The organism is Pseudofulvibacter geojedonensis, from assembly GCF_042675745.1.
GTDB lineage: Bacteria > Bacteroidota > Bacteroidia > Flavobacteriales > Flavobacteriaceae > Pseudofulvibacter > Pseudofulvibacter geojedonensis.
This window is the reverse complement of the sequence record NZ_JBHTJM010000003.1, coordinates 1-16,056: the sequence shown is the minus strand read 5'-3', so window position 1 is coordinate 16,056 and position 16,056 is coordinate 1. Positions and strand designations below refer to the sequence as shown.

General features: G+C 30.3%; 13 protein-coding genes. 10 read left to right on the top strand and 3 right to left on the bottom strand.

The window, feature by feature from the left end; genetic code table 11:
• The first annotated feature begins 24 nt into the window (after window positions 1–24).
• The 5 genes from ACFQ1O_RS03180 to ACFQ1O_RS03160 all read left to right on the top strand — a co-directional run bounded on the left by ACFQ1O_RS03180 (window position 25) and on the right by ACFQ1O_RS03160 (window position 5,990).
• Window positions 25–1,053 carry a COX15/CtaA family protein gene (locus tag ACFQ1O_RS03180; protein ID WP_377713268.1) on the top strand — a complete coding sequence of 343 codons (1,029 nt, stop codon included), beginning with the start codon at window positions 25–27 and terminating at the stop codon, window positions 1,051–1,053.
• Window positions 1,054–1,188: 135 nt separating this feature from the next.
• On the top strand, window positions 1,189–1,851 hold the full coding sequence (locus ACFQ1O_RS03175) for a response regulator (protein WP_377713266.1): 663 nt from the start codon (window positions 1,189–1,191) through the stop codon (window positions 1,849–1,851).
• A 167-nt stretch (window positions 1,852–2,018) separates the two neighbouring features.
• Window positions 2,019–2,285, top strand: coding sequence for a hypothetical protein (locus tag ACFQ1O_RS03170; protein WP_377713264.1), 267 nt, complete (start codon window positions 2,019–2,021; stop codon window positions 2,283–2,285).
• A 158-nt stretch (window positions 2,286–2,443) separates the two neighbouring features.
• Window positions 2,444–4,189 (top strand): ATP-binding protein, encoded by a 1,746-nt coding sequence (locus ACFQ1O_RS03165; protein WP_377713262.1) that lies wholly within the window; start codon window positions 2,444–2,446, stop codon window positions 4,187–4,189.
• Between the two features lie 70 nt (window positions 4,190–4,259).
• Window positions 4,260–5,990, top strand: coding sequence for an ATP-binding protein (locus ACFQ1O_RS03160; RefSeq protein WP_377713260.1), 1,731 nt, complete (start codon window positions 4,260–4,262; stop codon window positions 5,988–5,990).
• Between the two features lies 1 nt (window position 5,991).
• Here ACFQ1O_RS03160 and lysA read toward each other — a convergent pair whose 3' ends face one another.
• Window positions 5,992–7,221, bottom strand: coding sequence for a diaminopimelate decarboxylase (lysA, locus tag ACFQ1O_RS03155; protein ID WP_377713258.1), 1,230 nt, complete (start codon window positions 7,219–7,221; stop codon window positions 5,992–5,994).
• 207 nt (window positions 7,222–7,428) lie between these two features.
• Here lysA and sucC point away from each other — a divergent pair, with 207 nt between their 5' ends.
• The 5 genes from sucC (at window position 7,429) to ACFQ1O_RS03130 (ending at window position 11,829) form a co-directional block, all read left to right on the top strand.
• Window positions 7,429–8,622: an ADP-forming succinate--CoA ligase subunit beta gene (sucC, locus tag ACFQ1O_RS03150; protein ID WP_377713256.1), complete on the top strand. Its 1,194-nt coding sequence runs from the start codon at window positions 7,429–7,431 to the stop codon at window positions 8,620–8,622.
• An 88-nt stretch (window positions 8,623–8,710) separates the two neighbouring features.
• The gene (locus ACFQ1O_RS03145) at window positions 8,711–9,109 is read left to right on the top strand and encodes a TerB family tellurite resistance protein (RefSeq protein WP_377713254.1); all 399 of its coding nucleotides are present in this window, start codon (window positions 8,711–8,713) and stop codon (window positions 9,107–9,109) included.
• Between the two features lie 110 nt (window positions 9,110–9,219).
• Window positions 9,220–9,507, top strand: a complete 288-nt coding sequence (locus ACFQ1O_RS03140; protein ID WP_377713252.1) for a hypothetical protein — start codon at window positions 9,220–9,222, stop codon at window positions 9,505–9,507.
• 119 nt (window positions 9,508–9,626) lie between these two features.
• Window positions 9,627–11,177: a SulP family inorganic anion transporter gene (locus tag ACFQ1O_RS03135; protein WP_377713250.1), complete on the top strand. Its 1,551-nt coding sequence runs from the start codon at window positions 9,627–9,629 to the stop codon at window positions 11,175–11,177.
• Between the two features lie 22 nt (window positions 11,178–11,199).
• Window positions 11,200–11,829: a carbonic anhydrase family protein gene (locus tag ACFQ1O_RS03130; RefSeq protein ID WP_377713248.1), complete on the top strand. Its 630-nt coding sequence runs from the start codon at window positions 11,200–11,202 to the stop codon at window positions 11,827–11,829.
• Window positions 11,830–12,084: 255 nt separating this feature from the next.
• Here ACFQ1O_RS03130 and uvrB read toward each other — a convergent pair whose 3' ends face one another.
• On the bottom strand, window positions 12,085–14,076 hold the full coding sequence (gene uvrB, locus ACFQ1O_RS03125) for an excinuclease ABC subunit UvrB (RefSeq protein ID WP_377713246.1): 1,992 nt from the start codon (window positions 14,074–14,076) through the stop codon (window positions 12,085–12,087).
• Between the two features lie 34 nt (window positions 14,077–14,110).
• Window positions 14,111–15,913 (bottom strand): gliding motility-associated C-terminal domain-containing protein, encoded by a 1,803-nt coding sequence (locus ACFQ1O_RS03120; RefSeq protein ID WP_377713244.1) that lies wholly within the window; start codon window positions 15,911–15,913, stop codon window positions 14,111–14,113.
• Window positions 15,914–16,056: the final 143 nt, after the last annotated feature.

Genomic DNA, 16,056 nt, shown 5'->3' with positions numbered 1-16,056 from the left:
TATACATTTACAAAAAAAATGCTCATGCAGAAACATTTCCATAAACTAGCTAAAATATCTATTGTATGTGTATACTTAATTATAATTGCAGGTGCAGTTGTTAGAATGACTGGATCTGGTATGGGATGCCCAGATTGGCCTAAATGTTTTGGATACTACATACCTCCTACAGAAATTAGCGATATCCAATTCAAGCCAAACCATTCTTATAAAGAAGGTCATGTAATTCAAGTTAACGATTTATTCTATTTTGCTAATAAAGATTTTACTACTGGCGACTCACTAAATCTTAAAAATTGGCAAAAAAACACAAAACATGAATACAATAGTTTTAACCCAACCCATACTTGGATTGAGTTTATTAATAGACTATTTACAGCGGTTGCAGGTATTCCTATACTCATTCTATTCATTGTTTCTGTTTTTCTTTGGAAAGACAAAAAATACCTTACCATTGCAGCCTTTTTGGTTATACTAGGAATGGGGTTTGAAGCGTGGTTAGGTAAAACTGTAGTAGACTCTAACTTGCTTCCATACAAAATAAGCATTCATATGGCGGGGTCTTTCTTTATTATTGCTATGTTATTGTATTGCATATATAAATCTAAAGAAATCAAAAGTAGCTTTAAACCTGTAAGCCTTTTTAAAAACGTATTAATCTTTAGCTTATTACTAACTCTAATTCAAGTGTATATAGGTACGCAGGTAAGACAATTTGTAGATGAACAAGCCATGGTAAACAGCAACGCTGCGCTTTGGTTAGAAAATCCAAATCTAGCTTTCTATATTCACAGAACACTTTCTATTTTGGTTTTTATTGTAAATGCTTGGTTATTTATTCAATTAAAAAAACAAAGGGTTCCTTACAAACTGCTCAATTATATTATGATTGTGCTTGGTCTAGAAATTATAACTGGTATTGTTATTTACTATTTTAATTTTCCATTTACTACACAACCATTACACTTATTACTTGCTGCTGTATTATTTGGTTTGCAGTTTTATATAATGCTTCAAGTTATGTCTAAACCTAAATCACAAACAACAAACTAATTTTCTACTTATAGAACTTATTCTATGTAGGTTTCTACATCCTCACCAAAAAAGGTTAGTTTTCAATTTCATTGTTTTACGGTATTGACTCCTATAAAAAGATTAACTACATTTGGTTAAACTAACTAATTAATCATGGGGGAAAAAATTAGAATTCACTTAACAGACGATCATCAAATAATAATTGACGGACTTTTAGCTGTTTTAAAATTAGAAGACGATTTTGAAGTAGTTGGTTTTTCTTTAAATGGACATAATCTATACGAAAGGTTAACAAGTAATAAAGCAGACATCTTAATTATGGATATAAATATGCCAGATATAGATGGAATCGATATTTTAAAATCTTTTCAAGCAAAGGGTTTGCCTTGTAAAACTATTATCCTTTCTAGTTACGATGATTTAAAAGTTATAAAAGAGGTATTAAAACTAGGTGTTTCTGGGTATTTATCTAAAAAATGTGCTGGAGAAAATATAACAGATGCCATTAGAGCTGTTTATAGAGGTGAGCAATATTTTAGTGATACGATTAAAAATAAAATAGTCAACTCTTTTTCTGGTATAGAAAACAATGGTTCTACCGATGGAGAAACGGCTCCAATACCTTATAATATTACCAAACGAGAGTTAGAAATATTACAACTTATTAGTCAGGAATTTAGTACTAAAGATATTAGTAAAGAATTAGCTCTAAGTCCTAATACAGTAGATACACATAGAAAAAAACTCATGCGCAAACTACAAGTTAAAAACTCTATTGGCCTAGTAAAGTTTGCTATTAAAAATAACTTAGTATAATACTCACTTTATTACTGTTAGTATTGAAGTTAGAAATGTTTTTCAGTATTAATTATTGTTTTTTTTAACAAGTAAATAAAACAATAATTAACAACTTATTTCGTAAATTATTAAACACATGTAATGATTTAAATTATTTATTAACTATTAACCAAATTTTAAAAACTATGGATTTAGTACAAGGTTATTGTGTAACTCGCAATCAAGATGGAACTTATTTTATTGAATTTAACACTACAGCACCTGCTAGTGTAACTTACACCACTGAAAAAGATGGTACAAATGTTATTATGGTAAATGCAGACCCTAAAGGAAAAAGTAGCTTTAAATCCAACAACTACAAAAGCTTAAATGGTGAGTTTAAATATGTTTTTGATCAACTAGGTGATACAGCTAGAAGACGAAGAATTCCTAGTGGTACGGCTCAACCATAATAATTTAATTCTAAAAAACGCATTAAGCATTTGTTAATGCGTTTTTTAGAATTATCTAACCAGCTACTTTATTTCATCAAAAAAGTTATTTTTAATTAAAAATTACTCAAAAAACTAATCTATTTGGGGTATATTACTTTTTTATCTATTTTAGATGAGTGCTAACTAACTTACTAAGAATAATACTTTTTTACTTCATTTTTTGTTATATATCTTACGGACAAAAAACAAAAGACTCTTTATACATACATACTGAGCAACTTACAGAATTAAATCGAACAGAAGAGGCACTCAAAACCAGTTTACAACAAATAGAACAGGCCCCTAAAAACAGTTCTCAAAAAGCCAAATGGTTGCAACTAGCTGGCATCATTTTTAAAAATAATGGTGAATTAGATACTAGTTTAAAGTATTTCAAAAAATCATATCACATAAATATCAACTTAAAAGATTCATTAGCTTTAATGCTTAATCATTTGTATATCGGTCAAATAAATTATTATAAATTTAACAAACTATATGATGATCGTTTTTCTAAAGAAGCCATCCAGTTAAAAGATTCAGCTTTTTTTTATTACAAAAAAAACATTACTACCCTAAAAAACACTAAAAACAATTCAGTTTACATTGCACAAACATATAATAACTTGTATTTGTTAGAATCTGACATAGGTAATTATGATAAAGCCGAAAACTACATTACAAAAGCCATTAACATATACAAGACAATAAATAAACCTTATTTATTAAACTCATCAATCAACAATCAAGGTTTACTATACATATATCAAAAAAAATATGAAGAAGCGGAGAAGGTTCACTTAAATGTATTGCGAAAAAAGTTAGATACTAGTCAACAAAGAATACTTGGAGTTAAACTAACTGCAATAGGAAACTTACAATACATTTACCAACAAACCCAACAATATAAAAAAGCTCTAGAATACTCTATTAAATACAATGAATTATCTGAACAAATTGCAGACAAGCAAAAAGCCACCGAAATAAGACGCATAGAAGCTAAACATAATGTTGCTACTGCTAGAAAAGAAGAGCAATTGAACACCTTAAAAGAAAAAGAAGCTAAAGAACGTATCTATTTATGGTCTGGTGTAGGTGGAATAGCTGCTTTAGGTATTATTTTATTTGGCAGTATACTCTATAGAAACAGCAAATTAAAAGAAAAAAATCTTTCGTTAAGTTTAATACAACAAGAACTTAACAAACAACAAGAACTTAAACAATTACAAATACAAAACCAGAGTAAAGTGTTAAGTGCTACTTTAGATGGTCGAGAAAAGGAACGCAAAGACATTGCTCAAACTTTACACGATAGTGTTAGTGCTTTACTATCCTCTGTTAGCATGCACATACAAGTTGCTAAAAAGAAAGCCACTACAGAAATTGAAGAATTAGATAAATCACAACGTATTCTAGGAGAAGCATCCGATAAAGTTAGAGATTTATCTCACCAATTACTGTCTGCTATATTGGTAAAATTCGGATTGGCTTATGCAATAGATGATATGTGTGATAAATACAGTAATTCTGATTTAATTTTTGAATTAGAATGCGATGAAGTTATACCCAGGTTTGATGTAGACTTAGAAGTTACACTAAAAAATATTGTAGAAGAATTTATTAATAATATTATAAAACATAGTAAAGCCTCTAAAGCTACCGTTAGCTTAGATTACCAAGGAGAGAACTTAGATATTGTAATTATAGACAATGGTATTGGATTCAATACAGATATTATTTCTACCAAATCTAGTGGTGTTGGTTTAAATCAAATAAAAGCAAGAATAGAAAGTTTAGGAGGTACTATTGGTATTAAATCTGAACCAAACAAAGGAACTTCTATTCATATTTCTGTTCCTATTCCTCTAAATGTAAAAAAATAAAGTATTCTTTTGAATTGTTATATACCTATATTTTTCACTATTTTTACTATAAAACTAATCCTTACCACTCTTGTACCATAAGTATTTATCATACTTCTTTTTAGTAGTTACCTATTTACTATGTAACTCAAATTTGCATGCTCAAAAATCTGAAAAAAGAGATTCTTCAAAAATTCAAGTTGAACAATTAATAAAAGATAACAATACAGAAAAAGCTATTGTATTAGCCTTAGAACAGCTAGAAAAAGCTTCTATTAAAGACTTGAACGAGCAAATTTATTGGAATGCCAAAGTGGGAAAAATACTCCGTATTAATCAAAATTACTCCAAATCATTAGTTTATTTAAGTAAGGTTAAAAAGTTGAGCGATCAGAGTAAAGATTCTACTAAAATAGCTAATGCTTTATTTGAAATAGGATCGCTTAATTTACTAATGTACTCTTTAGAAGTTACCAAAAAGCAAAAATTTGATGTAGCCTTAAAAGAAAGAGATTCTGCTTTTAGCATCTTTAAAAACTTAATAAAAAACTATAGTCAAATCCCTAATACAGAAGCTATATTAGGTAAAACATACGCCAATTTAACCGGGTTATACTCTTACATACAAGACCATGAAAGTGCAGATAAAATGGGTGAAAAAGCTATAGAATACTTTACTAAAATTAAAGATACTATGTCTGTTATTGGAGTTAGAAGTAATTTAGCTATTAGTCAAGTTTATAGACAAGAATATGAAAAAGCTGAACAAAATTACCTTGAAGCCATTCCGTTATTAAAAGACACTTCCAATCTTAAAATATTAAATATGAAAGCTATTCAATATAGTAATCTTTCAGATTTATATGAGCGACAAGGAAATTATAACAAATCTTTAGAGACGCTTAAAAAAGCACATTCCTTATACAATATTCACAAAGAAAAATACCTCAATCATACGGTTTCAGAAATAGAGGCAAAATACAGTAAAGAAAAGGCTATTGCTACCGAAGTAAAAAAACGAAAAGAAATGCAACTCTTCTTTAGTATTATTGGAGCCATTGCATTAATTATTTTAATTTCTGGACTCATCCTTTATAGAAACAGCAAACTCAAAGCGAAAAACTTAGCTTTAGTTTTAGAGAAGAATAAATTAGAAAAACTAAATGAAATTGAAAAAATTCAAAATGAAAATAGCAACAAGGTAATTGCTGCTACATTAGACGGAAGGCTAAAAGAAAGAAAAAACATCTCTCAAATATTACACAACAGCGTTAACTCCTTATTATCGTCGGCTAATTTACATTTACAAGTTGTTAAGAAAAAAAGCAGCGACTCTATTGATGAATTAGAAAAATCTACTAGAATAATTAATGAAGCATCTGATAAGGTTAGAGACTTGTCTCATACCCTAATTTCAGATGTACTTATCAATTTTGGTTTGAGTTATGCTTTAGAAGATTTATGCGAAAAATATTCTAACGATCAATTAACTTTTTCCTTTCATAAAGGAACCTACCTAGTTAGATTAGAACAGGATTTTGAAATTAAAATTAATAATATTGTTGAAGAAATAGTCAACAATATTATTAAACACAGTCAAGCTACTAAAGCTTCCATTAATCTTAACCAAGACCAAAACCAATTAATTATTAACATAACTGATAATGGTATTGGATTTGAGTCATCGAATGAACTTCATGAAGGAATTGGCATCAATCAAATAAAAGCTAGAGTTAAAAATTTAAAAGGAACAATTAGTATCAATTCTTCAAATGAAAATGGTACTAATGTTATTATAAAAGTACCTATAGTTAATAGATAACTTAGTTTAACTCTGTTACCAGATCTGGTATTTCTACTTTACACTGTTTTTGCAACAAATCGTTTAAAGTTTCTCTCTCCCGTATTAAAAAAGCTTTATTATTTATCCATAAAACTTCTGCCGGCTTGTATCTAGAATTATAATTAGAAGACATAGAAAAACAATAAGCCCCAGCATTTTTAAAACATAAAATATCTCCTTCTTTTATTTCTTTAATTCTTCTATTGCTCGCAAAGGTATCTGTTTCACAAACATAACCCACAACCGAATAGAACCGCTCGTTTCCATTTTCATTAGACAAATTTATAATATCATGAAATGATTGATAAAACATGGGTCTTATAAAATGATTAAAACCTGAATCTACAGCTGCAAATACAGTTGAAGTAGTTTGTTTAACAGTATTTACTCTAGCTAAAAAATATCCAGCTTCACTCACTAAAAATTTACCTGGCTCAAAAGCCAAGGTTAATGGTTTACCATACTCTAATTGAAACGCATTAAATCTTTTGCTTAGCTTTTTTCCTAACTCTTCTATATTGGTTTCAATATCATTTTCTGTGTATGGAACTTTAAAACCACTACCAAAGTCTAAAAAATCAAGATTAGTAAATTGTTTTGCAGTATTAAATAGAATTTCAGCAGCATGTAAAAAAACATCTATATCTAATATATCTGACCCTGTATGCATATGAATACCATTTATATGCATGTTTGTGTTAGAAACTATTCTCAATACATGGGGCATTTGATGAATTGATATTCCAAACTTAGAATCTATATGCCCTACAGATATATTTCTATTTCCTCCGGCCATTACATGCGGATTAATTCTAAGACAAACTGGTATTCCAGGGTTTCTACTTCCAAATTGCTCTAAAACAGACAAATTATCAATATTTATTTGACATCCTAGTTGAGCAACTTCTTCTATTTCCTGTAATGAAACTCCATTAGGGGTATAAATAATATCTTTTGCTTTAAAACCGGCAGATAAGCCTAACTGTACTTCTTGTATTGAAACCGTATCTAAACCTGCTCCATAGTATTTAAACAATTTTAAAATTGAAATATTAGACAATGCTTTAACTGCATAATTTATTTTTAACCGTTCAACCTTTTTAAAAGCTTTAATTAATCTGTTGTATTGATTTTCTATTTTTTGAGCATCATATATATATATTGGTGCATCATACTCATTTACTATGGCTAACAAATCAGTTGTATTCATTGCTATCTTCTATTTTAAATTCAGCGCAAACCTAAAACAAGAATATTATATAAAAAAGCTAGAATAACAAATTTAATATTTTTACAACTTATAGTTACAAATAAAACAATTAAAATGTTTTGACTAAAAAAATAGCCCTCTAAAAAACAAATAATTAAATGGTAATTATTACATTTGCTCAGCTTTAAAAAGATAACACATAGTACTATGAATTTACACGAATATCAAGGTAAAGAAATATTAAACAGCTTTGGAGTAAGAATCCAAAGAGGTATTGTTGCAACTACAGCAGATGAAGCAGTAGCTGCTGCAAAAAAGTTAACGGAAGAAACCGGTACAGGTTGGCACGTAATTAAAGCACAAGTTCATGCTGGTGGTCGTGGTAAAGGTGGCGGAGTTAAGTTAGCAAAAAACTTAGACGAAGTAAAAGAAATAGCTGGACAAATTATAGGAATGGACTTAGTAACTCCTCAAACTTCTGCAGAAGGTAAAAGAGTTCACCAAGTATTAGTAGCTGAAGATGTATACTACCCAGGAGAAAGTGAAACTAGTGAATTTTATGTATCTGTTTTATTAAACAGAGCTACTGGTAGAAACATGATTATGTATTCTACAGAAGGAGGTATGGATATTGAGACCGTAGCTGAGGAAACTCCACATTTAATATTTACAGAAGAAATAGATCCAGCAACAGGATTATTACCTTTTCAAGCTAGAAAAATAGCTTTTAACTTAGGTTTATCAGGAAAAGCTTTTAAAGAAATGACTAAGTTTATTGCTGCTTTATATACAGCTTATGTTCAGTCAGATTCTTCTTTATTTGAAATCAATCCGGTATTAAAAACTTCTGATGATTTAATTATGGCGGTAGATGCTAAAGTAACTATCGACGATAACGCTTTATACAGAAGAAAACAATATGCTGAGATGCGTGATTTAAGAGAAGAAAACGCAATTGAAGTAGAAGCGAATGCTTTAGGGTTAAATTATGTTGACCTAGACGGTAATGTAGGATGTATGGTAAACGGAGCTGGTTTAGCAATGGCTACAATGGATTTAATTAAAATGTCAGGTGGAGAACCTGCAAACTTCTTAGATGTTGGTGGTACTGCTGATGCAAAACGTGTAGAAGAAGCTTTTAGAATTATCTTAAAAGACCCTAATGTAAAAGCTATTTTAATTAATATTTTTGGTGGTATTGTTCGATGCGATCGTGTTGCTCAAGGTGTTGTAGATGCTTACAAAAACATGGGAGATGCTATTAACGTACCTATTATTGTTCGTTTACAAGGAACAAATGCAGATATCGCTAAAAAATTAATTGACAATTCAGGGTTAGATGTACAATCTGCTGTAGCTTTTAAAGAAGCTGCCGATAAAGTAAAAGCTGTTTTATCTTAATTAGATAATAAGAAATTTATATAAAAAAAGCTCAAACTTAGGTTTGAGCTTTTTTAGTATCTTTAAACAACTTATTAAACTACTATTGATGGGCATTGATGAAAAACTAAGCATTTTAACTGAATTAATAGGTTTTGCAAAATCTGATGGAAAAATAAAAGACGTTGAATATAATTTTTTATTAAGTATTGCACAACAAATAGGTGTAAACAAAGATACTTTTGACAAACTGTTTAAAAACCCCGCTCCAAAAGTTGTTTTGCCTTCAGAGAGTCAACGAATAGTTCAATTTCACAGACTCTTACTTTTAATGAATGTTGATCAAGTAATTGAAGACGAAGAATTAGAAAAAATTCATCAATTAGGTCTAAAGATGGGATTAAATATTCAAGCTATTGATAAAACGTTAGATGTTATGCCTCAGTACAAGAATAATATTGTTCCTCCAAACGTATTACTAGATATTTTTAAAACGTATTACAATTAAGCTAGTTCAAAATTCACCTCTAACATATTGCAACTTAAATTTTCGTTAAAAACACATAAGGTTATTCAAATAATATTATTTTTGTGAATTAACAATTTCATACATTTTTCTTGAAATCATTATTCAGTATATTATTCATCATCACCATGCTTACTAGTCCTGTACTAGAAAAGTTATCTTGTGTTTATGAAACTGAAACTACTGAATTAACGGATATAGATTCCGATAGCGAAGTAGAAGAAGAAAATATTGAATTAGAAAGTAAAATTTTAGATGTTACCTTTTCTATTATTCATATCGGATCTCAAAAAATAGTTGTTTTTGATTTTTTACATATTCAAAACTTCATTAACAACCATAGTAGAGAAATTAACACTCCACCTCCTGAATTAACTTAGAGTTTAAATTATTTCCCCCTCTATCAAATTCATAAAATTGATTTTGATAAATTAAATCGGTTAATAGCATACTGCTAATAATCAATAAAATTATTTTATAAATTTTAAGTTAAATTATAATGTTTAAATATTTAAAGAACGATATTCCTTCTAGTATCGTAGTATTTTTTGTAGCATTACCTTTATGTTTAGGTATTGCTTTAGCCAGTGGAGCTCCATTATTTAGTGGTCTAATTGCTGGTATTATTGGAGGTATAGTTGTTGGTGCTATTTCAGGATCTAAAATTGGAGTTAGCGGACCTGCAGCTGGTTTAGCTGCTATAGTATTAGTAGCTATTCAAGAACTAGGTTTTGAAAGCTTTTTAGTTGCAGTTGTTTTAGCTGGTGTTTTTCAAATTCTTTTAGGAGTTTTAAAAGCTGGTATTATTGGTTATTACTTCCCTTCTTCTGTAATTAAAGGTATGTTGACTGGTATTGGAATTATTATTTTTACTAAGCAAATTCCATTTTTCTTTGGTCATGCAGAAGCTAAAACAAAAGGATTCAACTTAATAAAATTCTTTGGTAGTTTAGATCAAGTAGAAACTTCTTCTATCATTATTGGAGTTGTTGGACTATTGATCTTATTATTGTGGAGTTCTGTACTTTCTAAAAAAGGAAGAATCTTTCAAATCATACAAGGGCCTATTGTTGCAGTTGCTGTTGGTATTATTTATTATTTAACTACTAAAGGGGGAGATTTAAATATTGTAACTGGAAATTTAGTAAACGTACCTGTTCCTGGTAATTCAGATGAGTTTTTAGCTCAATTTACTTTGCCTGACTTTTCTGCAATAACTAATCCTGCTGTTTTATTAACAGCTTTTACTATTGGTTTAGTAGCAAGTTTAGAGACTTTGTTATGTGTTGAGGCTACAGACAAATTAGACCCTCATAATAACGTAACCCCAACCAACCGTGAGTTATTTGCACAAGGGGCTGGAAATATTGTTTCTGGTTTAATAGGTGGTTTACCAATTACTCAGGTAATTGTTCGTAGTTCTGCTAATATTAATTCAGGTGGTAGAACCAAATTATCTGCTATCGTACACGGATTCTTATTATTAATTTCGGTTATTATTATTCCTACTTTATTGAATAAAATTCCTTTAGCTGTTTTAGCAGCTATCTTATTAATTGTTGGATACAAATTAGCTAAACCAAAGTTATTTTTAGAAATGTTTAAACTAGGTTGGCAACAGTTCTTACCATTTATAGTTACTGTAGTTGGTATTGTTGGTTTAGATTTATTAAAAGGTATAGCCCTAGGTTTATGTGTAGGTATAGTTGTTATCTTGATAAAAAGTTACAGGAACTCACACTTCTTACATAAAGAAGACAAAAGTAATGGAGAGCAAAAAATGAAGATGACTTTAGCAGAAGAAGTTACTTTTATTAACAAAGGAGCTATCTTAAAAGAATTAGATAGTTTACCAGAGAACTCTTATTTAGAGTTAGACGTAAGAAAAACTCGCTATCTAGATTATGATATTATTGAAATTTTAGAAGATTTTGTTATCAAAGCCAAAGAAAGAAACATTAACATTAAGTTAATTTCTGAAAGAGGTACTGTAGAAAATCCTCCGAGTTATATAGAGTTTTTTAAGTTAAGACCACAAATTCAAAATTAATAATCAATTAAAAACTATTACAATGAAAAATATAGCAATAACTCAAGAAGCTCAAGGAGCTATGACACCTGACAGTGTATTACAAGATTTATTAGACGGAAATGCTCGTTTTACTGGTTCTCAATCACAAGCAGTAGATAACAGTGCCTTAGTTAGTCAAACTACTGGAGGACAGTTCCCTAAAGCAGTAGTTCTTTCTTGTATAGATTCTCGTGTACCAGTAGAAACTGTTTTAGACCAAGCAATTGGAGATATTTTTGTAGCACGTGTTGCTGGAAACTTCGAAAACGTAGATATCTTAGGGAGCATGGAGTATTCTTGTAAGGTAGCTGGAAGCAAATTAGTATTAGTTATGGGACACGAGGCATGTGGAGCTGTAAAAGCTGCTTGCGATGGTGTTGAATTAGGAAACATTACTGCTATGCTAGATAATATTATGCCTGCAGTAAAAAAATCTGCTGATGAAGTAGAAGGAGAAACTAATTCTTCTAACAAATCATTTGTAGCAGCTACTGTAGCTAACAATGTACGTTTAACTATGGATCGTATTCGTGAAAAATCTCCTATCTTAAAAGAAATGGAAGATAACGGAGAAATTAAAATTGTTGGTGGCGTATACAGCTTACAAACTGGTAAAGTAGAAATGTTATAACATAACCAGTTCTAAAAAAACACAAGGCCGTATAGTTTAATTATACGGCCTTTTATTTTAATCTCTTTTTGCGTTTTTTTTATTCATTTTTATTTTCTTCTTTCAACGCGCTAGGTAACAAGTTAGGAGTTAGCTTAAGTAGTAAAAGCAATAATAGTCAACAGATAACATAAAAACCGTAAAGACAGGTATACTTTGACATAAAAAAATAAAGATTAAATAGGTATCGATTGAGCTCGACCTGAAAAAATACAACTACTCCTTTTTACTTTGGAGTAACTTCAACTCATCGCGCAATTTTGCTGCTCTAATAAAGTCTAGCTCCTTAGCTGCTTGTTCCATAGCTTTTCTGGTTTCTCTTATCTTTTTATCTAACTGATTAGGTGTCAAGTATGCAATTTCTGCTTCTGCTACTAAACGTTCCTCTTCTTCTTTTATTTGATAAGCAACTGTATCTTTAGCTAAAGGATTTTCAATCTTCTTGTTTAACGGCTTAGGCACTATTCCGTTCGCTGTATTATAATTCATCTGCTTTTCACGCCTATAAGCTGTTTCATCTATTGTTTTTTGCATGCTCTTAGTCACTTTATCTGCATACATAATAGCCTTTCCATTTACATTTCTTGCTGCTCTACCAATAGTTTGCGTTAACGATCTATGACTACGTAAAAAACCTTCTTTATCAGCATCTAAAATAGCCACCAAAGATACCTCTGGCAAATCCAAGCCTTCACGAAGTAAATTAACTCCAATCAATACATCAAACAAACCTTTACGCAAATCTTGCATAATTTCTACTCGTTCAAGTGTATCAACATCAGAATGTATATAACGACAACGTATCTGAATCCTCGTTAAATACTTAGTTAACTCTTCAGCCATTCTTTTCGTTAAAGTAGTTACCAGCACCCTTTCATCTTGTTCTACTCGTTGCTGAATCTCTTCTATCAAGTCATCAACTTGATTCAAACTAGGACGGACTTCTATCTCCGGGTCTAACAATCCTGTCGGACGAATAACTTGTTCAACATAGATGCCTTCTGTTTTTTGCAATTCATAATCAGCTGGTGTAGCACTAACATACAACACCTGATTTTGCAAACTTTCAAACTCTTCAAATTTTAAAGGCCTATTATCTAAAGCCGCAGGTAACCTAAATCCATATTCTACTAAATTCTCTTTCCTACTTCTATCTCCCCCGTACATGGCATGCACTTGAGAAATCGTAACATGACTCTCATCAACCACCATTAAATAATCGTCTGGAAAATAATCTAACAAACAGAATGGTCTCGTACCTGGATTCCTTCCATCTAAATACCTTGAATAATTTTCTATACCTGAACAATAACCTAGTTCACGTATCATTTCTAAATCAAACTCGGTTCTTTCTTGTAACCTTTTTGCTTCAAGATGTTTACCTATTTCCTTAAAATAGTCTACTTGCTTTACCATATCATCTTGAATGAGAGTAATGGCATTTTGCAACACATCAGGCGAGGTTACAAACATATTTGCAGGATAAATATTCAATCTATCATAACGCTCAATTACTTCATTGGTTTGAACATCAAATGCTTCTATTTCTTCTATTTCATCTCCAAAAAAATGAATTCTAAAAGCATTATCTGCATAACTAGGAAATACATCTACGGTATCTCCTTTAATCCTAAAATTACCGTGATAAAACTCCCCTTCAGTTCTTGCATATAAACTTTGTACTAACTTATGTAACAACTTTGTTCGAGAAATTTCCATATCTCTTTCTAATGTTATTACATTTTTTTGAAACTCTATTGGGTTACCAATACCATACAAACATGAAACAGAAGCTACTACTAAAACGTCTCTTCTTCCAGACAATAAAGAAGAGGTAGTACTTAAACGTAACTTTTCGATTTCATCGTTAATAGATAAATCCTTTTCTATATATGTTCCAGATGTTGGAATATAAGCTTCTGGCTGATAATAATCGTAATAAGACACGAAATACTCTACAGCATTGTTAGGAAAAAATGCTTTAAACTCAGCATATAATTGAGCTGCTAATGTTTTATTATGAGCCAATACCAAAGTTGGCCTTTGAACCTCCTTTATTACATTAGCTACCGTAAAAGTTTTACCCGAACCGGTTACCCCCAATAAAGTTTGATATTGTTCATTATTAACAATTCCATTTACTAGTTTATTGATTGCTTGAGGCTGATCTCCTGTTGGAGAAAAATTGGATTCTATTTGAAACTTCACAGGTCTTTTTATAATTACGTGTCTACAAAAATACCTAATAATTAAGATACACCCAACCTACTAATGGTTCAGAATAATTATCATCGTTAAGATCTATAATATAATAATAAGTGCTAACAGGAAGTAATGAGCCCGTATGATTAATACCTCTATTAGCTTTTCCTGACCAAGGGTGATTGTAACCTCCTTCAAAAATTAAAGTTCCGTATCTATTAAATATTTTTATCACATGATTCTCAAAAACATCTGTAACACCAGGTATAACCAAAGTATCATTAGTGCCATCGCCATTAGGAGAAATACCATTAGTACTAGAAATAGTATCAGACAAACAATTAATTATATTCAAATTAAAAGATCCTATCTGAAAACAATCTGGATAATTAACTCTAATATATATGGTCTCTGGATTAATTGAATTAACATACTCACTAGGAGTTTCAATTTCATTGATCAACAATTCTGCCTCATTTTCAGAATTGAAATATTGAACAGACACAGCAACATTTGACAATTGACTTTCTATACTTGTTAAATCAAAAGTGGCTTGATTGTTACCTTCATCACATAGTTCTAATGTTGGTAAATCTCCTATTGGCGGATTCAACAACAAACTAATTTGTTGAGTTACAGAATTATTTCCTTCATCAGTTTCTTGTACGATCCCGGTACCATTTCCAATATCATCTGCTACTATTGTTAAGGTAAAATCATTAGGAATATTTGTAGGGATATTTAAAACTATATTATTAGACTCTTGTTCACCAATTAAAATATCATCAATTGTAGAAGCCGTTCCTACTAACACACCATCTGCGTAAAAAGCTATTGGTGTATTCGCTGGCAAAACTTCTGTACTATTAACATTAAATATTGTATAATCAATCCACACATCTCGATTATCACACGAAACACTTAAATCATTTATAACAACTGTTGCATCTGGCAATTGACTATTTAAAACAGTGACTATATTATTAATTATAATTAAATCTGCTTGAAAAACACCATTCCCATCTATACCACCTGTGGTTAATTGTATTGTTGCGGAAGTATCACCAACAGTAATATAGTTTTCTATATCATATACATCTAAATCCATATTATAAGAAGTATTACTTCCCATAAATGTATTAGTACCATTAAATGCATTATCACCTGGGTTTAAAGGTAGATTTTCTAATACATTTCCATTAAAAACTAAAGACTCTCCGTAGTTAAGAGTATTATCACCTTCCCACGCTAAAAAACCAATTTTTGCTCCATCATTATCTAAAACATTTAAATTATCAATGGTTATATTAATTTCAGGAACATTTCTATTAATTATCTCTAACCCATGATATATAGACACCTGGTTTAAAGGCAAAGTATCTTCTTCATAAACTACTATAATTGCCCAACCAGCAAAGTTAGTTCTAAAAGCACAATGATAAGGATTAGATGCTAAGGTATCTGATATATCTAAATCTGAAAGTGTGTAATCTCCATTTCCTGTCATTTGAATTACATCTGTAACATCTTTAAAACAAGAAAAGTAATCCAGTGTAATACTTCCTTGTTGGTATACAACATTTAATGTATCATCTGCAACAACAGGATCTCCGTTTAAACTCACTTCCGTATCTCCTAAGCCAGAACCTGCCCAATATAAATAAGCAGCTAAAACCGTTTGATCTGCAGACATATTCAAGTTAGCAGTTGATTGAGGTAATATTTGACAAAAAGTATTTGGATTATTCTCTGCAGGGTTTAAAGTATTTCCTATTGCTGTATAACTATAACGCCCATAAAATTGCTGAAAAACATCTATATCTTGTGCATAGATATTACTCAATAGAAAGCATAAAAAAAGGGGTAAATATTTTTTCATCATATTTACCCCTAATTTAAACATTTTTATTTAAAGTTTACCTCTTTAACGAGAAGTGTGCTCTAAATTCTTTTTGTTGATTGTTTTCTATATAGATAATTTTGAAC